The organism is Enterobacter sp. RHBSTW-00175 (assembly GCF_013927005.1).
Taxonomy (GTDB): Bacteria; Pseudomonadota; Gammaproteobacteria; order Enterobacterales; family Enterobacteriaceae; genus Enterobacter.
On the sequence record NZ_CP055930.1, the window covers coordinates 2,913,825 to 2,936,997 of the forward strand.

Here is a 23,173-nt window from a genome sequence, read left to right on the forward strand (position 1 = left end):
GGGGATTTCGTGCCCGCAGGGCGGGCACGAAAGGGGGATCAGTGTTTTTCACCAATCGGCAGAACGGTACGACCAAACTGTTCGTTCAGTACTTCGCCCATTGCCAGGTAGATAGCGCTTGCGCCACACACCAGGCCAATCCAGCCAGCAACGTGAACGATGCCTTCGTTGTCCACCAGGTGACCAATCGCCAGCAGGGCGAACAGCACGGTCAGGCTCAGGAAGACGAACTGGAGCGCGCGGTTAGCCTTCAGGGTGCCGAAGAACATGAACAGGGTGAAGACGCCCCACAGGCCCAGATAGACGCCCAGGAAGTGTGCGTTAGCGGCATCTGCCAGGCCCATTTTAGGCATCAGCAGAATGGCGACCAGGGTCAGCCAGAAAGAACCGTAAGAGGTAAAGGCGGTTAAACCGAAGGTATTGCCTTTTTTATATTCCAGCAGGCCCGCGAAGATTTGTGCGATACCGCCGTAGAAAATGCCCATCGCCAGGATAATGCCATCCATCGGGAACATCCCGATGTTGTGCAGGTTCAGCAGGATGGTGGTCATGCCAAAACCCATCAGGCCCAGCGGAGCCGGATTAGCCAACTTAGTGTTGCCCATAAGTCCTCAAAAAAATCATCATTAATATGGTGAAATGGTTAAACCCGCGTCAATTCTCCCAGACGGGGCGCGGCATCATAATGGGCGCAATCGATGCCGTCTATGATCTAATCAGGGTGAAATTAAAAATTTTTTTATCCTTCCCCCTTGATGGATGCCGTTGCGACCCCATCTTGTAAGCAACCGCAGTGTGTGGACCTGAAAAAAATCAAATCTGGGCAGTTGAAAAAGCACGTTCTGCCCTTATTACAGGTACACAACCACATGTTGACTGAATTTTTAGTGGAGACGTTTAGATGGGTAAAATTATTGGTATCGACCTGGGTACTACCAACTCTTGTGTAGCGATTATGGATGGCACTACTGCACGCGTGCTGGAGAACGCCGAGGGCGATCGCACCACGCCTTCTATTATTGCTTATACCCAGGATGGTGAAACTCTGGTTGGTCAGCCGGCTAAACGTCAGGCAGTGACAAACCCGCAAAACACCCTGTTTGCGATTAAACGCCTGATTGGCCGCCGCTTCCAGGACGAAGAAGTACAGCGTGATGAAGCCATCATGCCGTACAAAATCATCGGTGCTGACAACGGTGATGCATGGATTGATGTTAAAGGTCAGAAAATGGCACCACCGCAGATCTCTGCTGAAGTGCTGAAAAAAATGAAGAAAACCGCGGAAGATTACCTGGGTGAGCCGGTAACTGAAGCTGTTATTACCGTTCCTGCATACTTCAACGATGCTCAGCGTCAGGCAACCAAAGATGCTGGCCGTATCGCAGGTCTGGAAGTAAAACGTATCATCAACGAACCAACCGCAGCGGCACTGGCCTACGGTCTGGATAAAGAAGTTGGCAACCGTACTATCGCGGTTTACGACCTGGGTGGTGGTACCTTCGATATCTCTATTATCGAAATCGACGAAGTTGACGGCGAAAAAACCTTTGAAGTTCTGGCAACCAATGGTGATACCCACCTGGGTGGTGAAGACTTCGATAGCCGTATGATCAACTACCTCGTTGACGAGTTTAAGAAAGATCAGGGTATTGACCTGCGTAACGATCCGCTGGCAATGCAGCGCCTGAAAGAAGCCGCTGAGAAAGCGAAGATTGAACTCTCTTCCGCTCAGCAGACCGACGTAAACCTGCCGTACATCACTGCAGATGCGTCAGGTCCAAAACACATGAACATCAAAGTGACCCGTGCGAAACTGGAAAGCCTGGTAGAAGACCTGGTGAACCGTTCTATCGAGCCACTGAAAGTTGCACTGCAAGATGCTGGCCTGTCTGTGTCCGACATCCAGGACGTTATCCTGGTAGGTGGTCAGACGCGTATGCCAATGGTTCAGAAGAAAGTGGCTGAGTTCTTTGGTAAAGAGCCACGTAAAGACGTTAACCCGGACGAAGCTGTTGCTATCGGTGCAGCGGTTCAGGGCGGCGTGCTGACCGGTGAAGTTAAAGACGTACTGCTGCTGGACGTTACCCCGCTGTCTCTGGGTATCGAAACCATGGGCGGTGTGATGACTGCGCTCATCAACAAAAACACCACCATCCCAACGAAACACAGCCAGGTGTTCTCTACCGCTGAAGACAACCAGTCTGCGGTAACCATCCATGTGATTCAGGGTGAGCGTAAGCGTGCGTCTGATAACAAGTCTCTGGGTCAGTTCAACCTGGATGGTATCAGCCCGGCACCACGCGGAATGCCGCAGATCGAAGTTACCTTTGATATCGATGCCGACGGTATCCTGCACGTGTCTGCAAAAGACAAAAACAGCGGTAAAGAGCAGAAGATCACCATCAAGGCATCTTCTGGCCTGAACGAAGCAGAAATCGAAAAAATGGTTCGCGATGCTGAAGCTAATGCTGAATCCGACCGTAAATTCGAAGAGCTGGTTCAGACCCGTAACCAGGGTGACCATCTGCTGCACAGCACCCGTAAGCAGGTTGAAGAAGCAGGCGATAAACTGCCAGCTGAAGACAAAACGGCTATCGAAGCTGCACTGAGTGCGCTGGAAACTTCTCTGAAAGGCGAAGACAAAGCGGACATCGAAGCGAAGATGCAAGAGCTGGCACAGGCTTCTCAGAAGCTGATGGAAATCGCACAGCAGCAGCACGCGCAACAGCAGGCGGGTAGCGATGCTTCTGCGAACAATGCGAAAGACGACGACGTTGTCGATGCGGAGTTCGAAGAAGTGAAAGACAAAAAATAATCGCCCTTTGAACGGGTAATTACTGGCACGGGCGAAGAGGTTTCCTCTCCGCCCGTGCACGCATGTTAGGGGCAGATAAATAAAGATGGCAAAGCAAGACTATTACGAGATTTTAGGCGTTTCCAAAACAGCGGAAGAGCGTGAAATCAAAAAGGCGTATAAGCGTCTGGCCATGAAATATCACCCGGATCGCAATCAGGGTGATAAAGAGGCTGAAGCCAAATTTAAAGAGATCAAAGAAGCCTACGAAATCCTGACCGATGCACAAAAACGTGCGGCCTACGATCAGTACGGTCACGCAGCCTTTGAGCAGGGCGGCATGGGCGGCGGTGGATTCGGTGGCGGCGGCTTTGGCGGCGGCGCTGATTTCAGCGATATCTTCGGCGACGTATTCGGCGACATCTTTGGCGGTGGCCGTGGTCGTCAACGCGCGGCCCGTGGTGCGGATCTGCGCTACAACATGGATCTGACGCTGGAAGAAGCCGTTCGCGGTGTGACCAAAGAGATCCGTATCCCGACGCTGGAAGAGTGTGACATTTGCCACGGCAGCGGCGCGAAGGCGGGAACTCAGCCACAGACCTGTCCAACCTGTCACGGCTCCGGCCAGGTGCAGATGCGTCAGGGCTTCTTCGCGGTACAGCAGGCCTGTCCACATTGTCATGGTCGCGGTACGCTGATTAAAGATCCGTGCAACAAATGTCATGGTCACGGTCGCGTAGAGAAAACCAAAACCCTGTCCGTTAAAATCCCGGCCGGTGTTGATACAGGCGACCGTATTCGTCTGACCGGTGAAGGCGAAGCGGGCGAGCACGGTGCACCAGCAGGCGATCTGTACGTTCAGGTTCAGGTGAAACAGCACGCTATCTTTGAGCGTGAAGGGAACAACCTGTACTGTGAAGTGCCGATCAACTTTGCGATGGCAGCACTCGGTGGTGAAATCGAAGTGCCTACGCTGGATGGTCGTGTAAACCTGAAAGTGCCTGGTGAGACGCAGACCGGCAAACTGTTCCGGATGCGCGGTAAGGGCGTTAAATCGGTTCGCGGTGGTGCTCAGGGCGACCTGCTGTGCCGCGTGGTGGTAGAAACACCGGTCGGGCTGAACGACAAGCAGAAACAGTTGCTGAAAGAGTTGCAGGAAAGCTTTGGCGGCCCAACGGGCGAGAAAAACAGCCCACGCTCCAAAAGCTTCTTCGATGGCGTCAAAAAATTCTTCGATGATTTGACCCGCTAACACTCGACAGTAACGCGACATTCTAAAAAGCCTGGAAGCGATTCCGGGCTTTTTCTATTTGTGGGTATGTTTCGGAAAAAACGAATTAATACTCAACATTAATCTGTTTTTGCCGAGTTGTTAGGCTTGGTATTATGGTTTTATCGAGGTATTGTCGTAAAAGAGAGAACTTAAGTGAAATTACTACACCGTTTCTTTAGCAATGAGGCGTCTGGCGGCATCATTTTGATTATTGCCGCTGTGGCGGCCATGGTGTTGGCCAACCTGGGGGCAACACGCGAGCTCTATCATGCATTTCTGGAAACACCGGTCGAGTTACGGGTCGGCGTGCTGGAAATTAATAAAAACATGCTGCTGTGGATCAATGATGCGCTGATGGCGGTGTTTTTCCTGCTGGTAGGGTTAGAGGTTAAACGTGAGATGGTGCTTGGCTCGCTTGCCAGTCGTCAGCGCGCGGCGTTTCCGGTGATTGCCGCGCTTGGTGGCATGGTTGTTCCGGCGCTGCTCTTCCTGGCGTTTACCTGGCAAGATCCGATGGCGCGACACGGATGGGCTATTCCGGCAGCAACGGATATCGCCTTTGCGCTTGGGGTGCTGGCGCTGCTGGGTAGCCGCGTTCCCGTGGCACTGAAAATATTCCTGATGGCGCTGGCGATTATTGATGACCTCGGTGCCATCGTGATTATCGCGCTGTTCTACACCAGCGAACTGTCAATTCTGTCGCTGAGTGTGGCCGCAGGGGCCATTGCGGTACTGGCGTTGCTGAATATCTGCAACGTGCGCCGTATCGGCATCTATGTGCTGGTGGGGATAGTGCTCTGGACGGCGGTGCTAAAATCCGGCGTGCACGCCACACTGGCAGGGGTGATCGTCGGCTTCCTGGTGCCACTGAAGCCGCAGGATGGCAAATCACCGGCAAAACAGCTGGAGCATGTGCTTCACCCGTGGGTCGCCTTTATGATCCTGCCGCTGTTTGCCTTTGCTAACGCTGGCGTTTCTCTGGAAGGGGTCACGATGGATGGATTGACCTCTATGCTGCCACTCGGGGTAATTGCCGGGCTGTTTGTTGGTAAGCCACTGGGGATCAGCCTGTTCTGTTGGCTGGCACTGAAACTGAAGCTGGCATCATTACCGCAGGGTACGACGTTTAAGCAGATCATGGCGGTGGGTGTGCTGTGCGGAATCGGCTTTACGATGTCTATCTTTATCTCGACGCTGGCCTTTGGCACACATGCGCCTGAGCTTATCATCTGGGCAAAACTGGGCATCCTGATTGGGTCATTACTGGCTGCGGTTATCGGTTATACCTTGTTGAAGGTGAAATTGCCCGGACAGGTTGTTCAGGCATAACAGGAAACCGGGAGAAGGGCAGCCTTCTCCCGATACACAATCAGGGAGAGAAGACGCGATGTCTCATATCAATTACAACCATCTTTACTATTTCTGGCACGTCTACAAAGAGGGCTCGGTGGTCGGCGCGGCAGAGGCGCTGTATCTGACGCCACAAACCATTACCGGGCAGATAAAAGCACTGGAAGAGCGTTTACAGGGCAAGCTGTTTAAGCGTAAAGGTCGCGGTATCGAGCCAAGTGAACTGGGCGAGCTGGTTTTCCGCTACGCCGACAAGATGTTCACCTTAAGCCAGGAGATGCTGGATATCGTCAACTACCGCAAAGAGTCGAACTTGCTCTTTGATGTGGGAGTGGCGGATGCCCTGTCAAAACGGCTGGTGAGTGGTGTGCTGGATGCTGCGGTGGTGGAAGATGAACAGATCCACCTGCGCTGCTTTGAATCCACCCACGAGATGCTGCTGGAGCAGCTGAGCCAGCATAAGCTGGATATGATTATTTCGGACTGCCCGATTGATTCAACGCAGCAGGAAGGGTTGTTCTCGGTGAAGATTGGCGAATGTGGTGTGAGCTTCTGGTGCATCAACCCGCCGCCGGAAAAACCGTTCCCGGCCTGTCTGGAAGAGCGTCGTTTGCTGGTACCAGGCAGACGTTCCATGCTCGGACGTAAGCTGCAAAACTGGTTTAACTCCCAGGGGCTGAATGTGGAGATCCTCGGTGAGTTTGATGATGCCGCACTGATGAAAGCCTTTGGCGAAGCGCATAACGCTATCTTTGTTGCGCCAACGCTTTATGCGCACGATCTCTACTCGGATAACAAGATTACGGAGATTGGTCGAGTGGATAATGTGATGGAAGAGTATCACGCGATCTTTGCCGAAAGGATGATCCAGCATCCGGCGGTGCAGCGCATTTGTAATCGGGACTACTCGGCATTGTTCATGCCACCGGCAATCTGAAGACATAAAAAAACCCGCGTTAAGCGGGTTCTTTAAACAAGCAACAACAAGCGGCGATTAAGCCAGTTTGTTGATCTGCGCGGTCAGGTTTGCTTTATGACGCGCTGCTTTGTTTTTGTGGATCAGACCTTTAGCAGCCTGACGATCCACGATTGGTTGCATTTCGTTAAATGCGTTCTGCGCTGCAGCTTTGTCGCCAGCTTCGATAGCTGCGTATACTTTCTTGATGAAAGTACGCATCATAGAGCGACGGCTTGCGTTGTGCTTACGAGCCTTTTCAGACTGTACAGCACGTTTCTTAGCTGATTTGATATTAGCCAAGTCCAACTCCCAAATATGATCTATGTGGACAATTCAAAGGCCGAGGAATATGCCCTCTTTGCCTTCTTTTGTCAATGGATTTGTGCAAATAAGCGCCGTTTATGAGCGACGCTACGTTACGTAGTGATGGCGCAGGATTCTACCAGCTTGTCTGTCGTGAATACAGCTTTTCGGCACAAAAATCGCAGTTCGCGGGCAGATTTTTTCACTCCGAAAGGTCAGCATGATGAAATCATTACGGCTTTCTGTTTTGCGTGAACAATCGCCGGTTAACCTTAACCGCTGTACAAGGTATACTTTGGCGATTTTCACTGTCTTGAGCCAGTCATGAAGCTGATACGCGGCATACATAATCTTAGTAAAGCCCCGCACGGGTGCGTTCTGACCATTGGTAATTTCGACGGCGTGCATCGTGGGCATCAGGCGCTGTTACAAGGATTGCGTAAAGAGGGGGAGGCGCGTGGCCTGCCCGTTGTGGTCATGATTTTTGAGCCACAGCCGCTGGAGCTGTTTGCGGGCGAGAAGTCGCCTGCGCGCCTTACCCGGCTACGCGAGAAATTGCGCTACCTTGCCGAGTGCGGTGTGGACTACGTGCTGTGTGTACGATTCGATCGTCGCTTTGCAGCGCTGACAGCACAAAATTTTGTCGGTGAGCTGTTAGTTAAGCGTCTTGGCGTACAGTTTCTCGCAGTAGGTGATGATTTCCGCTTTGGCGCTGGTCGTCAGGGCGATTTCTTGTTATTACAGAAGGCTGGCCTGGAGTACGGTTTTGACGTCACCAGCGCCATGACCTTCTGCGAGGGCGGCGTTCGGGTCAGCAGCACGGCGGTGCGCCAGGCACTGGCGGATGATGATCTGAACACGGCGGAAAACCTGCTTGGACACCCTTTCACCATTTCCGGGCGCGTGGTACATGGCGATGCCCTGGGCCGCACTATTGGTTTCCCGACGGCGAATATCCCGCTGCGTCGTCAGGTTTCCCCGGTAAAAGGGGTCTACGCGGTGGAAGTGGCCGGACTGGGCGAAAAGCCGTATTTCGGTGTGGCCAACATTGGCACGCGTCCAACGGTTGCCGGCGTGCGACAGCAGCTTGAAGTGCACCTGTTGGACGTTGTAATGGACCTCTACGGTCGCCATATAGATGTAATACTGCGTAAAAAAATACGCAATGAGCAGCGATTTGCTTCGCTGGACGAACTTAAGGCGCAAATAGCGCGAGATGAATTAACGGCCCGCGAGTTTTTTGGGCTTTGAACCCGGCTTAAATGCCTACGTGATAAATACGGAACCGAGAATCTGATGAGTGACTATAAATCAACCCTGAATTTGCCGGAAACAGGGTTCCCGATGCGCGGCGATCTCGCCAAGCGTGAACCGGGAATGCTGGCGCGTTGGACCGATGATGACCTGTACGGCATCATTCGTGCAGCCAAAAAAGGCAAAAAAACCTTCATTCTGCATGATGGCCCTCCATATGCGAATGGCAGCATTCATATTGGTCACTCTGTAAACAAGATTCTGAAAGACATTATCGTGAAGTCCAAAGGCCTCACGGGTTTTGACTCGCCTTACGTTCCGGGCTGGGATTGCCACGGTCTGCCAATCGAGCTGAAAGTGGAGCAGGAATTCGGTAAGCCGGGCGAGAAGTTCACCGCCGCAGAATTCCGCGCGAAATGCCGCGAATACGCTGCCACTCAGGTTGACGGCCAGCGTGCTGACTTCATCCGTCTGGGCGTGCTGGGCGACTGGTCGCACCCGTATCTGACCATGGACTTCAAAACCGAAGCCAACATCATCCGCGCGCTGGGCAAAATCATCGGCAACGGCCACCTGCACAAAGGCGCGAAGCCGGTGCACTGGTGCGTTGACTGCCGTTCTGCGCTGGCAGAAGCGGAAGTTGAGTATTACGACAAAACCTCTCCGTCTATCGACGTGGCGTTCCATGCCGTCGATCAGGAAGCGGTGAAAGCCAAATTTGGCGTGACTTCTGTAAACGGCCCAGTATCGCTGGTTATCTGGACTACCACCCCGTGGACCCTGCCTGCCAACCGTGCGATCTCCCTGTCTGGCGAGTTCGAGTATGCGCTGGTGCAGGTTGAAGGTCAGGCGGTTATCCTGGCGAAAGATCTGGTTGAAAGCGTGCTGAAACGCGCGCACATCACCGACTACACCGTGCTGGGCACCGTGAAAGGCGACGCGCTGGAACTGATGCGCTTCAAACATCCGTTCCTCGACTTCGACGTTCCGGCTATCCTGGGCGACCACGTCACGCTGGAAGCGGGTACCGGTGCGGTGCATACCGCCGGTGGCCACGGCCCGGACGATTACAATATCAGCCTGAAATACGGTCTTGAAATCGCTAACCCGGTTGGCCCGGACGGCTCATACCTGCCTGGCACCTACCCGGCGCTGGACGGTATTAACGTCTTCAAAGCGAACGACATCATCGTTGATATGCTGCGTGACCGCGGCGCGCTGCTGCACGTAGAGAAAATGCAGCACAGCTATCCATGCTGCTGGCGTCACAAGTCACCAATCATCTTCCGTGCGACCCCACAGTGGTTCGTCAGCATGGATCAGAAAGGCCTGCGTGCGCAGTCCCTGCAAGAGATCAAAGGCGTGCAGTGGATCCCGGACTGGGGTCAGGCGCGTATCGAATCCATGGTGGCTAACCGTCCTGACTGGTGTATCTCCCGTCAGCGTACCTGGGGCGTGCCGATGTCTCTGTTCGTGCATAAAGAGACGCAAGAGCTGCACCCGAACACTCTGGAACTGATGGAAGAAGTGGCGAAGCGTGTTGAAGCTGACGGCATTCAGGCGTGGTGGGATCTCGACTCCCGCGACATCCTGGGCGCAGACGCTGACAACTACGAGAAAGTGCCAGATACCCTGGACGTGTGGTTCGACTCCGGTTCTACCCACTCTTCCGTCGTTGACGTGCGCCCGGAATTTACCGGTCACGCTGCCGACATGTATCTGGAAGGTTCTGACCAGCACCGTGGCTGGTTCATGTCATCTCTGATGATCTCCACCGCCATGAAAGGCAAAGCGCCATACCGTCAGGTACTGACCCACGGCTTCACCGTGGATGGTCAGGGACGCAAGATGTCCAAATCTATCGGTAACACCGTTTCTCCTCAGGATGTGATGAACAAACTGGGTGCGGACATTCTGCGTCTGTGGGTGGCATCTACCGATTACACCGGCGAAATGGCGGTGTCTGACGAGATCCTCAAACGCGCAGCCGACAGCTATCGTCGTATCCGTAACACCGCGCGCTTCCTGCTGGCGAACCTGAATGGTTTTGATCCAGTGAAAGACATGGTGAAACCGGAAGAGATGGTCGTTCTGGATCGCTGGGCGGTAGGCTGCGCGAAAGCGGCACAGGACGATATCCTGAAAGCCTATGAGTCTTACGACTTCCACGAAGTGGTGCAGCGCCTGATGCGTTTCTGCTCCATCGAAATGGGCTCGTTCTACCTCGACATCATCAAAGACCGTCAGTACACCGCGAAAGCAGACAGCGTTGCGCGTCGTAGCTGCCAGACTGCGCTGTATCACATCGCAGAAGCGCTGGTGCGCTGGATGGCGCCGATCATGTCCTTCACCGCAGATGAAATCTGGGGCTACCTGCCAGGCGACCGTGAGAAGTATGTCTTCACCGGCGAGTGGTACGAAGGTCTGTTCGATCTCTCCGCTACTGAAGCAATGAACGATGCCTTCTGGGACGAGCTGCTGAAAGTGCGTGGCGAAGTGAACAAGGTTATCGAGCAGGCGCGTGCTGACAAGAAAGTCGGTGGCTCTCTGGAAGCAGCAGTGACCCTGTACGCAGAACCTGAGCTGGCGGCGAAACTGACGGCGCTGGGCGATGAATTGCGATTTGTCCTGTTGACCTCGGGTGCGAAAGTTGCGGATTATGCCGACGCTTCTGCTGATGCCCAGCAGAGCGAACTGCTCAAAGGGCTGAAAGTCGCACTGAGCAAAGCCGAAGGTGATAAATGCCCGCGTTGCTGGCATTACACCACTGATGTCGGCCAGGTGGCGGAACACGCAGAGATCTGCGGACGCTGTGTAAGCAACGTCGCCGGTGACGGCGAGAAACGTAAGTTTGCCTGATGAGTAAATCTCTCTGTTCAACAGGACTGCGCTGGCTGTGGCTGGTTGTGGTCGTGCTGATTATTGATCTGGGCAGCAAGTTCCTGATCCTCCAGAACTTTGCTCTGGGGGATACGGTGTCGCTGTTCCCGTCCCTTAATCTGCATTACGCGCGTAACTACGGCGCGGCGTTTAGTTTCCTTGCTGACAGCGGTGGCTGGCAGCGCTGGTTCTTCGCGGGTATCGCTATCGGTATCTGCGTGATTCTGGCGGTGCTGATGTACCGTTCGAAGGCAACGCAAAAACTGAATAACATCGCCTACGCGCTGATCATTGGTGGCGCGTTAGGTAACCTGTTTGATCGCCTGTGGCACGGCTTTGTGGTCGATATGATCGACTTCTACGTCGGCGACTGGCACTTCGCAACCTTTAATCTGGCCGATAGCGCAATTTGTATCGGTGCGGCGTTAATCGTGCTGGAAGGCTTCTTGCCGAACGCAGCCGCGAAGAAGCAGGCTTAAACCCCGCCGGGCGGCGCTTCGCTTGCACCGGCCTACGGTAATGTAGGCCCGGTAAGCGCAGCGCCACCGGGCAACAGGCACCAAAAACAAGCGAGCAATTTGCATGTCTAAATCCGTACAGAGCAACAGCGCAGTCCTCGTTCACTTCACGCTGAAACTGGATGATGGTTCCACGGCTGAATCCACCCGCAACAATGGTAAACCAGCCCTGTTCCGTCTGGGTGATACCACACTCTCCGAAGGTCTTGAACAACAGCTTCTGGGTCTGAAAGAGGGCGAGAAAAAGGCGTTTGCGCTGGAGCCAGATGCGGCGTTTGGTGTGCCAAGCCCGGACCTGATTCAGTATTTCTCGCGTCGTGAGTTCATGGATGCGGGTGAGCCTGAGATCGGGGCGATTATGCTCTTTACCGCTATGGATGGCAGCGAAATGCCTGGCGTGATCCGCGAAATTAACGGCGACTCCATCACCGTAGATTTCAACCATCCGCTTGCCGGGCGTACCGTCCATTTTGATATTGAAGTGCTGGAGATTGATCCGGCACTGGAGGCCTGAAATGCAGATCCTGTTGGCTAACCCGCGCGGCTTTTGCGCCGGTGTAGACCGCGCTATCAGCATTGTTGAAAACGCGCTGGAAATCTACGGCGCGCCAATTTATGTGCGTCATGAAGTGGTGCACAACCGTTACGTGGTGGATAGCCTGCGCGAGCGTGGCGCTATCTTTATTGAACAGATCAGTGAAGTGCCGGACGGCGCGATCCTGATTTTCTCTGCGCATGGGGTGTCTCAGGCGGTACGTAACGAAGCGAAAAGCCGTGATTTAACCGTCTTCGATGCCACTTGTCCGTTAGTGACGAAAGTGCATATGGAAGTGGCACGCGCCAGCCGTCGCGGTGAAGAGTCGATCCTGATTGGCCATGCAGGCCATCCGGAAGTCGAAGGCACCATGGGGCAGTACAGCAACCCGGAAGGGGGCATGTACCTGGTCGAATCACCGGAAGATGTGTTTACCCTGGATGTGAAAAACGAAGCCCGTCTATCGTTTATGACCCAGACTACGCTCTCTGTGGATGACACCTCTGATGTGATTGATGCGCTTCGTCAGCGTTTCCCGAAAATCGTTGGGCCGCGTAAAGATGATATCTGCTACGCCACCACTAACCGTCAGGAAGCCGTACGCGCCCTGGCTGAACAGGCGGATGTAGTGCTGGTTGTTGGCTCGAAGAACTCTTCTAACTCCAACCGTCTGGCTGAGCTTGCGCAGCGTATGGGGAAAGCGGCATTCCTGATTGATGATGCAACGGACATTCAGGAAGCGTGGGTTAAAAGCGCCGCCTGCGTCGGCGTCACTGCCGGGGCATCTGCACCGGATATTCTGGTTCAGAACGTGATTGCCCGCTTGCAGGAGCTGGGTGGTGGCGAAGCGATACCGCTGGAAGGACGCGAAGAGAACATCGTTTTCGAAGTCCCGAAAGAACTGCGTATCGATGCACGCGAAGTGGAATAATCCCTTTTCAGATAAAAGGCCAGCACCTCCTGTGCTGGCCTTTTTTTTTGCCAATCTTTTATCGTGATGACTTAATCATGTCTTTTACTGATATTTAAGTCGGTTTCACGTTAAATTCTAATTATCGGTGTTTTCAGTTGGCAGCCTTCACTCAGGCTGGTTAATCTGAAAACGGTTTACATCATTTTAACGTAAGAGAATAACTATGCATGATGCACAGATCCGTGTCGCTATTGCGGGCGCGGGTGGACGTATGGGTCGCCAGCTGATTCAGGCGGCACTACAGATGGATGGCGTGGCACTTGGCGCGGCGCTGGAGCGTGAAGGTTCATCGCTTCTGGGAACCGATGCCGGTGAGCTGGCAGGCGCAGGCAAGACGGGCGTTAGCGTACAGAGCAGCCTGGATGCCGTAAAAGATGACTTTGATGTGTTCATCGATTTCACGCGCCCGGAAGGGACGCTGAACCACCTGGCGTTTTGCCGCCAGCACGGTAAAGGCATGGTGATTGGTACCACCGGTTTTGATGATGCCGGTAAACAGGCCATCCAGGATGCGTCAAATGAGATTGCGATTGTCTTCGCCGCTAACTTCAGCGTGGGCGTAAACGTCATGCTGAAGCTGCTGGAGAAGGCCGCGAAAGTGATGGGTGACTACACCGACATTGAGATTGTCGAAGCTCACCACCGCTATAAAGTCGATGCGCCATCGGGCACGGCGCTGGCGATGGGCGAAGCGATTGCTCATGCACTGGATAAAGATTTGAAAGACTGCGCGGTGTATACCCGCGAAGGTCACACCGGCGAACGTGTTCCGGGCACGATTGGTTTTGCAACCGTCCGTGCAGGCGACATCGTCGGCGAACATACAGCGATGTTCGCCGATATTGGCGAACGTGTGGAGATTACGCATAAAGCCTCCAGCCGTATGACCTTTGCAAATGGTGCCGTGCGTTCTGCTTTGTGGTTAAAAGGCAAGGATAATGGTCTTTTTGATATGAGAGATGTGCTCGATCTTAACAATTTGTAAGATTTATTACCCATCGTGATGTGGTTATTGCAGTCGTAATGTATTGATTGCATAGGGCAATAATTTATTGCCCTTTTATTTTATCTATCTTTCATGTTTTTACTGTCAAAGCGCTTAAATATTGCAGTCTTCCTCTGGTTTTGTGTTGCGGTAATGTAAATTTTGACCATCCGGTCTACTTTTTATTGTGTCAGGACGCAGATTTCCATTAAACTTGCCGCGCAAGCGTTTTCCGATGTGATTTACTTGATCTTTTTGTCGCTTAAAGCACATTCCCGCCACCAGGCTTGCAAAAGAATAAACAAAATATCCGTTTTAAGTTGACTTTCACCCTCTGAATACCCAAAATGCCGCCGTTTGCCAAAAATCCGCTGGCAACACATTTGCATTGCTTCATGACGTGGTTATGAATTAATATGCAAATAAAGTGAGTGAATATTCTCTGGAGGGTGTTTTGATTAAGTCAGCGCTATTGGTTCTGGAAGACGGAACCCAGTTTATCGGTCGGGCCATAGGGGCAACGGGTTCGGCGGTTGGGGAAGTCGTTTTCAATACTTCAATGACCGGTTATCAAGAAATCCTCACTGATCCTTCCTATTCTCGCCAAATCGTTACTCTTACTTATCCTCATATCGGCAATGTCGGCACCAATGCTGCTGACGAAGAATCCTCTCAGGTACATGCGCAAGGCCTGGTCATTCGTGACCTGCCGCTGATTGCCAGCAACTTCCGCAATACTGAAGACCTCTCTTCTTACCTGAAACGCCATAACATCGTGGCGATTGCCGATATCGATACCCGTAAGTTAACGCGTCTGCTGCGCGAGAAGGGTGCACAGAACGGCTGCATCATCGCAGGTGATAACCTGGATGCGGTACTGGCGCTTGAAAAAGCGAAAGCCTTCCCGGGTCTGAACGGTATGGACCTGGCGAAAGAAGTGACGACAGCCGAAGCCTACAGCTGGACGCAGGGGAGCTGGATGCTGGAAGGCGACCTGCCGGAAGCGAAATCAGAAAGCGAGCTGCCGTTCCACGTTGTTGCATACGATTTCGGTGCCAAGCGCAATATCCTGCGCATGTTGGTTGACCGTGGCTGCCGCCTGACCGTGGTTCCGGCGAAAACCTCGGCTGAAGACGTGTTGAAGATGAACCCGGACGGCATCTTCCTCTCAAACGGCCCAGGTGATCCGGCGCCGTGCGATTACGCTATCGACGCGATTAAGTCCTTCCTGGAAACCGATATCCCGGTCTTCGGCATCTGCCTCGGCCATCAGCTGCTGGCACTGGCGAGCGGTGCGAACACCGTTAAGATGAAGTTCGGTCACCACGGTGGTAACCACCCGGTGAAAGATATCGACAACAACACCGTAATGATTACGGCGCAGAATCACGGCTTCGCGGTGGATGAGGCTTCCATGCCTGCCAGCCTTCGCGTAACGCACAAATCGCTGTTCGATGGCACCCTGCAAGGTATCCACCGTACCGATAAGCCTGCGTTTAGCTTCCAGGGTCACCCGGAAGCCAGCCCTGGCCCGCACGATGCTGCGCCGCTGTTCGATCACTTCATCGAACTTATTGAGCTTTACCGTAAGACCGCTAAATAATCAGGAGCCGAGAAGACAATGCCAAAACGTACAGACATAAAAAGCATCCTGATCCTTGGCGCTGGCCCGATCGTTATCGGCCAGGCCTGTGAATTCGACTACTCCGGTGCGCAGGCGTGTAAAGCGCTGCGTGAAGAGGGCTACCGCGTCATTCTGGTGAACTCTAACCCGGCAACCATCATGACCGACCCGGAAATGGCTGATGCAACTTACATCGAGCCGATTCACTGGGAAGTGGTTCGCAAAATCATCGAAAAAGAGCGCCCGGATGCGGTGCTGCCAACGATGGGCGGCCAGACTGCACTGAACTGTGCGCTGGAGCTTGAGCGTCAGGGCGTGCTGGCAGAGTTTGGTGTGACCATGATTGGTGCCACCGCCGATGCGATTGATAAAGCAGAAGACCGTCGTCGCTTCGACGTGGCGATGAAAAAAATCGGCCTCGACACCGCGCGTTCCGGTATTGCACACAATATGGAAGAAGCGCTGGCTGTTGCGGCCGACGTAGGTTATCCGTGCATCATCCGTCCTTCCTTCACCATGGGCGGCACCGGCGGCGGTATCGCTTACAACCGTGAAGAGTTCGAAGAGATTTGCGAACGTGGTCTGGACCTCTCCCCAACCAAAGAGCTGCTGATTGATGAATCGCTGATTGGCTGGAAAGAGTACGAGATGGAAGTGGTGCGTGATAAAAACGACAACTGCATCATCGTCTGCTCCATCGAAAACTTCGATGCGATGGGTATTCACACCGGTGACTCTATCACCGTAGCGCCAGCCCAGACGCTGACCGATAAAGAGTATCAAATCATGCGTAACGCCTCGATGGCGGTACTGCGTGAAATCGGCGTTGAAACCGGTGGTTCTAACGTTCAGTTCTCGGTGAACCCGAAAACCGGCCGCCTGATTGTTATCGAAATGAACCCGCGTGTATCCCGTTCCTCAGCGCTGGCTTCAAAAGCAACCGGCTTCCCGATTGCCAAAATCGCCGCGAAACTGGCGGTGGGTTACACCCTCGACGAGCTGATGAACGACATCACCGGCGGCCGCACCCCTGCGTCCTTCGAACCGTCTATCGACTACGTTGTGACGAAAATCCCTCGCTTCAACTTCGAGAAATTTGCTGGCGCAAACGACCGTCTGACAACTCAGATGAAATCCGTGGGCGAAGTGATGGCAATTGGCCGCACCCAGCAGGAATCCATGCAGAAAGCGCTGCGTGGCCTGGAAGTGGGCGCGACCGGTTTTGACCCGAAAGTGAGCCTGGATGACCCGGAAGCGCTGACCAAAATTCGCCGCGAGCTGAAAGATGCAGGCGCAGAGCGTATCTGGTACATCGCCGATGCCTTCCGTGCTGGTCTGTCCGTAGATGGCGTGTTCAACCTGACCAACATCGACCGCTGGTTCCTGGTGCAGATTGAAGAGCTGGTTCGTCTGGAAGAGCAAGTGGCGGAGCTGGGCATCACCGGCCTTGACGCTGATTTCCTGCGCGTGCTGAAGCGTAAAGGTTTTGCCGATGCGCGTCTGGCAAAACTGGCGGGCGTACGCGAAGCGGAAATCCGCAAGCTGCGTGACCAGTACAACCTGCACCCGGTTTACAAACGTGTAGATACCTGTGCAGCAGAGTTTGCGACCGACACCGCGTACATGTACTCCACGTATGAAGATGAGTGCGAAGCGAACCCGTCTGTCGACCGCGACAAGATTATGGTACTGGGCGGCGGGCCAAACCGTATCGGCCAGGGCATCGAATTCGATTACTGCTGCGTACACGCCTCTCTGGCGCTGCGTGAAGACGGTTACGAAACCATCATGGTTAACTGTAACCCAGAAACCGTATCGACTGACTACGACACTTCTGACCGTCTGTACTTTGAGCCGGTAACGCTGGAAGACGTGCTGGAAATCGTACGTATCGAGAAGCCGAAAGGCGTCATCGTGCAGTACGGCGGCCAGACCCCGCTGAAACTGGCGCGTGCGCTGGAAGCAGCCGGTGTACCGGTTATCGGGACAAGCCCGGATGCGATTGACCGTGCCGAAGACCGTGAGCGTTTCCAGCAGGCGGTTGACCGTCTGAAGCTGAAACAACCGGCAAACGCCACCGTCACCGCGATTGAGATGGCCGTTGAGAAGGCAAAAGATATCGGTTATCCGCTGGTGGTGCGTCCTTCCTACGTACTCGGTGGCCGCGCAATGGAAATCGTCTACGACGAAGCCGACCTGCGTCGCTACTTCCAGACTGCGGTAAGCGTCTCTAACGATGCGCCAGTGCTGCTCGACCGCTTCCTGGACGATGCTGTAGAAGTGGACGTGGACGCCATCTGCGACGGCGAAATGGTGCTGATTGGCGGCATCATGGAGCACATCGAACAGGCGGGCGTGCACTCCGGTGACTCTGCATGTTCTCTGCCAGCGTATACGCTGAGCCAGGAAATTCAGGACGTGATGCGCCAGCAGGTGCAGAAACTGGCCTTCGAGTTGCAGGTTCGTGGTCTGATGAACGTCCAGTTCGCTGTAAAAAACAACGAAGTGTACCTGATTGAAGTGAACCCGCGTGCGGCACGTACCGTACCGTTCGTCTCCAAAGCGACCGGCGTTCCGCTGGCGAAAGTGGCGGCGCGCGTGATGGCAGGCCAGACGCTGGCTCAGCAGGGCGTGACCAAAGAAATCATCCCACCGTACTACTCGGTGAAAGAAGTGGTACTGCCGTTCAACAAATTCCCGGGCGTTGACCCACTGTTAGGGCCAGAAATGCGCTCTACCGGGGAAGTGATGGGCGTGGGCCGCACCTTCGCAGAAGCGTTCGCGAAAGCGCAACTGGGCAGTAGCTCCACCATGAGAAAATCAGGCCGTGCGCTGCTCTCTGTGCGCGAAGGTGATAAAGAGCGCGTGGTTGACCTGGCCGCCAAGCTGCTGAAACAGGGCTTCGAGCTGGATGCAACCCACGGCACGGCGATTGTGCTGGGTGAAGCGGGTATCAATCCACGTCTGGTGAACAAGGTGCATGAAGGTCGTCCGCACATTCAGGACCGTATCAAGAATGGCGAATACACCTACATCATCAACACCACGGCGGGCCGCCAGGCGATTGAAGACTCTAAGCTGATTCGCCGCAGCGCGCTGCAATACAAGGTGCACTACGACACCACCCTGAACGGCGGTTTCGCAACAGCTATGGCGCTGAACGCGGATGCGACCGAGAAGGTGATTTCGGTGCAGGAAATGCACGCGCAGATTAACAAGTAAGTAAAAATGCCCGGCGGCATTCCGCGGCCGGGCATTATCCCCACCTTCAGAACCTTCTGGTTTTCCATCCTCTTTCAGTCAGTTAGCCTAAAATGGTTAGGTCGATAACGAAATCCAACTGAATGCAGGGGAAAACACCATGCAAAATAAATTACTTATCACTTCTGTCTTTGCTGCCGCAGCGCTGTTCACCGTCGCGGGCTGTTCCTCTAATCAGGCATTAAAAACCACCGATGGCAAAACCATCGTCACTGACGGGAAACCGCAGGTCGATGAAGATACCGGTATGGTGTCTTACAAAAATGCTGAAACCGGTAAAACGGAGCAGATTAATCGTGACCAGGTGAAGTCGATGGATGAGCTGGATAACTGATTGATGACGCTGGCCCGTGAGGGCCAGCGTTGTGCTTTAGAGCAGGTCGTTATTGATTTTGACAACAATCTTGCGCAGCGGTGCGCCAGCATCAAGGGCACTCATCGGACGGTGTAACTCGCCCGGGAACAGGATAGCCAGCTCAAAAGGATGGAGATGGATCAGCGATTCACTGCTGATGTGTTCGCAAAAACCAATGTCGTGAGCCGTACTAAACGGGCCATCGGATGTGATGGTCAGTCCCTTATTACCTGCGCCAATAATCTCTTCCCCTGTCAGAACGATATGAATATCAATGTACTGATGATGGTACTCCGGGCGCTGTTCGGCCAGCGGGCGCGTTTCGCCTTCGACGACGGTAAAAAAGATATTATCGCCATCAACGGTATATTTACCCGCAGGCAGGCTGCGCGGATCCTGAGCGATAACTGCCTGTAACGCGGTACGGATAACCGGCGGATAGAGTGCATTTTTAGCCGCTGCGGCTAAGGTATCGATAATCATGCCAGCACCTCCCTGGAGTGCGCTTGTTCGAGTAACGTTAAGGCGTTCGCCACGATCTGTTCCACCGTCGGGGCGATATCAATGGCGACAATATCGGTTTCGCTGCTGTCGGGGGCTTCCAGCGCGGCAAACTGGCTGCGCAGTAATGCTTCTGGCATAAAATGCCCTTTGCGTTGCTGCATGCGGGCCAGAATGCAGCCGTAATCGCCCGTCAGCCAGAGAAAGCGAACTTTGTTGCTTCCTTTACGCAGTTGGTCGCGATAGCGCTTTTTGAGCGCGGAACAGACCAGCACGCCGGATTCATTCTTCTGCTCAAGGCTAAAAATAACGTCAGAAATACGCTCCAGCCACGGCTGACGATCGTTATCATCAAGCGGCTGACTGGCCGCCATTTTGACAATATTCTGCCGTGGGTGAAGGTCATCGCCATCGATGAATTTTGCCCCCATCTGCTGCGCGATAGCGTGTCCGACCGTTGTTTTCCCGGTGCCTGACACCCCCATCAGGATGATACATTGCCCTGTCATAGCACCTCCGGATTCACACTGCTACCAACATGCCGCCATCTACGAACAACAGATGGCCGTTGACGAAGTTAGAGGCACTGGAAGAGAGAAACACCGCTGCGCCAACCAGCTCCTGCGGATTGCCCCAGCGCGCCGCCGGAGTGCGTTTGCACAGCCAGTCGGTAAAAGCTTTATCATCGACCAGCGTCTGCGTCATCGCCGTTTTGAAGTAGCCTGGCGCGATACCGTTAACCTGAATGTTATGGCGCGCCAGCTCAACGCACATACCGCGCGTCAGCATTTTGACCGCCCCTTTAGCAGCGGCGTAAGGGGTGATGGTGTCGCGACCCAGCTCACTTTGCATGGAGCAGATGTTGACGATTTTGCCCTGCTGGCGGGTGATCATCCGTTTAGCAACGGCCTGCGACACTAAAAATACCGCCGTCTGATTCACGGAAATAACGTCATTCCATTCCTGAACCGGGAATTCAGTAAAAGGATGGCGGCGCTGAATACCGGCGTTATTAAATAATACGTCGATGGCACCTATTTCTTTTTCAATCTGGCTAATGGCATTTTCTACGCAGTCCGCATCCGTGACATTAAATACGGCAGGATATGCCGTCGCGCCTTCATCGCGTAATTTCATGACCGCATCGTTCGCCCGGGTTTCAGAAATATCATTAATGATAATTTCTGCGCCATATTGCGCCAGGCCCTGAGCCATCACAAAGCCAATTCCCTGACCTGCGCCTGTAATTAAAATGCGTTTACCTTGTAAGCTGAAAAGATCTTTCATCTTTATATCCTGATTAACGGCTGAAAACGGAAAACGTTGTGGGTTCTATCTCACGGATTTTCGGCAGGTGAAACTGTGATGAAGATCACTTCAAATCGTGTTACGAAAAGGGGTTACGTTAAACGTGAGGCGGGGCGGTAAATCCCGCGCCAGGAGAGGGTGATAGCAGCCTCGCGCGATTCTCTTTTCCTGCTCTGGCAGGCATAATGGCCTGATGTGGTAGCGGTTATTGACGGGTTAACTGATGAAGGCACAACGTATTACGCTTAATGATATCGCTGAGCTGGCTGGCGTAACGAAGATGACCGTCAGCCGCTATTTACGCACGCCAGATAAAGTGAAACCCGAAACCGCCGAGCGTATTGCCAGCGTGATTGCCGAAATTGGTTACGAGCCAGATCCGGATAATCCTGCCATGAGCAGTACCGTGGTGCCGCGCATTGGCGTACTCATTCCTTCTTTCCATAATCAAATATTTGCCGATCTGTTAGCCGGTATTGAGTCGGTTACGGCGGCGCACGGCTATCAGACGCTGGTGGTGAACTACGACTACGACCGCCAGCGTGAAGAAGAGCAGATCGCGGCAGTGCTGGCGTTTAATGTCAAAGGCCTGTTATTGACCGAGTCAGTGCATACCCTGCGGGCAGAAAAGTACCTCAACGCCGCGAAAATCCCCGTTGCGGAAGTGATGGGTCTGTCGGAAAACCCCGGGCGCATCAACGTGGGTTTTGACAATTTCAAAGCGGGCCTGGATATGACCAACATGCTGCTGGCAAGCGGAAAGCGGCACATCGTCTATTTTGGATCGATGTCGGACGTTCGTGATGAACAGCGTTACGCGGGGTATTGCGAGGCGATGGAAGCGGCAGGCCTGAGGGTAGGGCGCATTGCGCCCAACAAGGTTTCGTCTGTCTCTATCGGGACGGGCATGATGACGCTGGCGCGCCAGATGTACGCCGATATGGACGGTATTCTGTGTACCAACGACGACCTCGCCGTTGGCGTGTTACAGGAGTGCCTGGCATCGGGTATTCGCGTCCCGCAGACGCTGGCAATCGCCGGTTTTCACGGGCTGGAGATAGGCCAGGTTGTCTCCCCGCGTCTGGCAAGCGTGCTGACGCCGCGCGCTGAAATGGGCAAAGTCGCCACTGAAATCCTGATCAAGAAAATCAAAGGGCTACCGACTATCGAGAAGGTCGATCTGCACTACCGCCTGTCGATGGGCGAAACCATCTAATTTGTCTTACCGATCACGGAGCCTGTAACAGCGCTTTTTAACACGATTCAGCGTGACGAAGATCGCAAAAAACCCTACAAAAAACCCGTTTGATAGTGACCACTGTCGTTATGAACTTCAAACAGGTGATCCCATGAATACTCTTTCTCGCGCCGTCCTTCTGGTGGCTCCCGTTATTGATAGCCTGCAAGCCCTGCTTGCCGCTGAGTTCCCGCTGTTTCGCCTGTATGAACAAGATGATCCCATCGCGTTTCTGCGTGAACAGGGGGAGAACATTGCCGCCGTGGTTACGCGGGGCGACGTGGGGGTGCAAAACAGCGTTCTGGAGCTGCTGCCGCACGTGGGGCTGGTGGCTATCTTTGGCGTGGGGACCGATGCGGTGGATCTGGACTATGTGCGCTCCCGCCAGATTGCCGTCTCGATAACGTCTGGCGTGTTAACTAATGATGTCGCCGATCTGGCAATGGGGCTGTTGCTCAGTGGCGCACGCCGGCTGTGCCAGGGCGATCGTTTTGTCCGGGAAGGGCGCTGGCTTAACGGTGGCCTGCCGCTGGCAACCCAGGTGAGTGGCAAGCGGATTGGCCTGCTGGGGATGGGGAATATCGGCCAGGCCATTGCCCGCCGTGCCGCGGGTTTTGATATGCAGGTGCTGTACCACGACCGTAAACCTGTCGAGGGGCTTGGGTATCAGTGGTGCGCGGACCTGCATACCCTGGCGCATCAGAGCGACTTCCTGGTGATTGCCGCATCCGGTGGCGAGGCTAACCGGGGGATCATCGATGCCCCGGTACTGAATGTGATGCCGACACACGCATGGTTGATCAACATCGCTCGTGGCTCGCTGGTGGATGAGCAGGCGCTGATTAAGGCGTTACAAAACGGTGTTATCGCCGGGGCTGCTCTGGATGTTTTTGAAGATGAGCCGCATGTCCCGGCTGAACTGATCGCACTAGAGAATGTAGTTTTGCAACCGCATATCGCCAGTGCCACTCATGAAACCCGCCAAAAAATGAGTGACGTGGTATTTGCCAACGTGACGGCTTATTTTGCGGGTACAAAATTACCTAACGCGATTAATTAATACT

The 23,173-nt window shown here is 53.9% G+C and carries 20 protein-coding genes and 1 pseudogene; 16 read left to right on the top strand and 5 right to left on the bottom strand.

What is annotated here, in order from left to right; all coding sequences use genetic code 11:
- Positions 1–38: 38 nt before the first annotated feature.
- A complete protein-coding gene (satP, locus tag HV107_RS13870) occupies positions 39–605 on the bottom strand; it encodes an acetate uptake transporter (RefSeq protein ID WP_166717845.1) in 567 nt (188 codons plus the stop codon).
- 296 nt (positions 606–901) lie between these two features.
- On the opposite strand from satP, the gene dnaK reads away from it, so the two are divergent.
- From dnaK to nhaR, 4 genes are all read left to right on the top strand, one after another.
- Entirely contained in the window at positions 902–2,815 is a 1,914-nt protein-coding gene (gene dnaK / locus HV107_RS13875; protein ID WP_182059528.1) for a molecular chaperone DnaK, read from the top strand.
- An 85-nt stretch (positions 2,816–2,900) separates the two neighbouring features.
- The gene (gene dnaJ, locus HV107_RS13880) at positions 2,901–4,046 is read left to right on the top strand and encodes a molecular chaperone DnaJ (RefSeq protein ID WP_014068842.1); all 1,146 of its coding nucleotides are present in this window, start codon (positions 2,901–2,903) and stop codon (positions 4,044–4,046) included.
- A gap of 174 nt (positions 4,047–4,220) precedes the next feature.
- Entirely contained in the window at positions 4,221–5,396 is a 1,176-nt protein-coding gene (gene nhaA, locus HV107_RS13885) for a Na+/H+ antiporter NhaA (protein WP_182059529.1), read from the top strand.
- 58 nt (positions 5,397–5,454) lie between these two features.
- Entirely contained in the window at positions 5,455–6,354 is a 900-nt protein-coding gene (gene nhaR / locus HV107_RS13890; RefSeq protein WP_182059530.1) for a transcriptional activator NhaR, read from the top strand.
- A 57-nt stretch (positions 6,355–6,411) separates the two neighbouring features.
- Here the strand turns inward: nhaR and rpsT are convergent, their stop codons facing one another.
- The gene (rpsT, locus tag HV107_RS13895) at positions 6,412–6,675 is read right to left on the bottom strand and encodes a 30S ribosomal protein S20 (protein ID WP_003856458.1); all 264 of its coding nucleotides are present in this window, start codon (positions 6,673–6,675) and stop codon (positions 6,412–6,414) included.
- Between the two features lie 101 nt (positions 6,676–6,776).
- On the opposite strand from rpsT, the pseudogene HV107_RS27310 reads away from it, so the two are divergent.
- From HV107_RS27310 to HV107_RS13940, 10 genes and pseudogenes are all read left to right on the top strand, one after another.
- Positions 6,777–6,995, top strand: a pseudogene (locus tag HV107_RS27310) (DUF2575 domain-containing protein).
- A gap of 7 nt (positions 6,996–7,002) precedes the next feature.
- On the top strand, positions 7,003–7,929 hold the full coding sequence (gene ribF, locus HV107_RS13900; RefSeq protein WP_182059531.1) for a bifunctional riboflavin kinase/FAD synthetase: 927 nt from the start codon (positions 7,003–7,005) through the stop codon (positions 7,927–7,929).
- 45 nt (positions 7,930–7,974) lie between these two features.
- On the top strand, positions 7,975–10,791 hold the full coding sequence (gene ileS, locus HV107_RS13905) for an isoleucine--tRNA ligase (RefSeq protein WP_182059532.1): 2,817 nt from the start codon (positions 7,975–7,977) through the stop codon (positions 10,789–10,791).
- Complete coding sequence (gene lspA, locus HV107_RS13910) at positions 10,791–11,291, top strand: signal peptidase II (protein ID WP_182059533.1); 501 nt, start codon at positions 10,791–10,793, stop codon at positions 11,289–11,291. The genes ileS and lspA overlap by 1 nt, the downstream gene beginning before the upstream one ends.
- Before the next feature lie 103 nt (positions 11,292–11,394).
- Positions 11,395–11,844 carry an FKBP-type peptidyl-prolyl cis-trans isomerase gene (gene fkpB / locus HV107_RS13915; protein ID WP_014068848.1) on the top strand — a complete coding sequence of 150 codons (450 nt, stop codon included), beginning with the start codon at positions 11,395–11,397 and terminating at the stop codon, positions 11,842–11,844.
- Between the two features lies 1 nt (position 11,845).
- A complete protein-coding gene (gene ispH / locus HV107_RS13920) occupies positions 11,846–12,796 on the top strand; it encodes a 4-hydroxy-3-methylbut-2-enyl diphosphate reductase (protein WP_182059534.1) in 951 nt (316 codons plus the stop codon).
- A 205-nt stretch (positions 12,797–13,001) separates the two neighbouring features.
- A complete protein-coding gene (gene dapB / locus HV107_RS13925; protein ID WP_166717850.1) occupies positions 13,002–13,823 on the top strand; it encodes a 4-hydroxy-tetrahydrodipicolinate reductase in 822 nt (273 codons plus the stop codon).
- Between the two features lie 454 nt (positions 13,824–14,277).
- Positions 14,278–15,426, top strand: a complete 1,149-nt coding sequence (gene carA, locus HV107_RS13930; protein ID WP_182059535.1) for a glutamine-hydrolyzing carbamoyl-phosphate synthase small subunit — start codon at positions 14,278–14,280, stop codon at positions 15,424–15,426.
- Between the two features lie 18 nt (positions 15,427–15,444).
- The gene (gene carB / locus HV107_RS13935; protein ID WP_182059536.1) at positions 15,445–18,669 is read left to right on the top strand and encodes a carbamoyl-phosphate synthase large subunit; all 3,225 of its coding nucleotides are present in this window, start codon (positions 15,445–15,447) and stop codon (positions 18,667–18,669) included.
- A gap of 139 nt (positions 18,670–18,808) precedes the next feature.
- Entirely contained in the window at positions 18,809–19,042 is a 234-nt protein-coding gene (locus HV107_RS13940) for a YgdI/YgdR family lipoprotein (RefSeq protein WP_182059537.1), read from the top strand.
- A gap of 36 nt (positions 19,043–19,078) precedes the next feature.
- Here the strand turns inward: HV107_RS13940 and HV107_RS13945 are convergent, their stop codons facing one another.
- From HV107_RS13945 to idnO, 3 genes are read right to left on the bottom strand one after another with little or no spacing between them, the layout of a single operon-like run.
- Positions 19,079–19,546: a YhcH/YjgK/YiaL family protein gene (locus HV107_RS13945; protein ID WP_182059538.1), complete on the bottom strand. Its 468-nt coding sequence runs from the start codon at positions 19,544–19,546 to the stop codon at positions 19,079–19,081.
- The gene (locus HV107_RS13950; protein WP_182059539.1) at positions 19,543–20,073 is read right to left on the bottom strand and encodes a gluconokinase; all 531 of its coding nucleotides are present in this window, start codon (positions 20,071–20,073) and stop codon (positions 19,543–19,545) included. Before HV107_RS13950 ends, HV107_RS13945 begins: the two co-directional genes overlap by 4 nt.
- A 13-nt stretch (positions 20,074–20,086) precedes the next feature.
- Positions 20,087–20,851 (bottom strand): gluconate 5-dehydrogenase, encoded by a 765-nt coding sequence (gene idnO / locus HV107_RS13955; RefSeq protein ID WP_182059540.1) that lies wholly within the window; start codon positions 20,849–20,851, stop codon positions 20,087–20,089.
- Between the two features lie 244 nt (positions 20,852–21,095).
- On the opposite strand from idnO, the gene HV107_RS13960 reads away from it, so the two are divergent.
- A complete protein-coding gene (locus HV107_RS13960) occupies positions 21,096–22,088 on the top strand; it encodes a LacI family DNA-binding transcriptional regulator (protein ID WP_182059541.1) in 993 nt (330 codons plus the stop codon).
- A gap of 133 nt (positions 22,089–22,221) precedes the next feature.
- Positions 22,222–23,169, top strand: coding sequence for a 2-hydroxyacid dehydrogenase (locus tag HV107_RS13965; protein ID WP_182059542.1), 948 nt, complete (start codon positions 22,222–22,224; stop codon positions 23,167–23,169).
- The last annotated feature ends 4 nt before the right edge of the window (positions 23,170–23,173 follow it).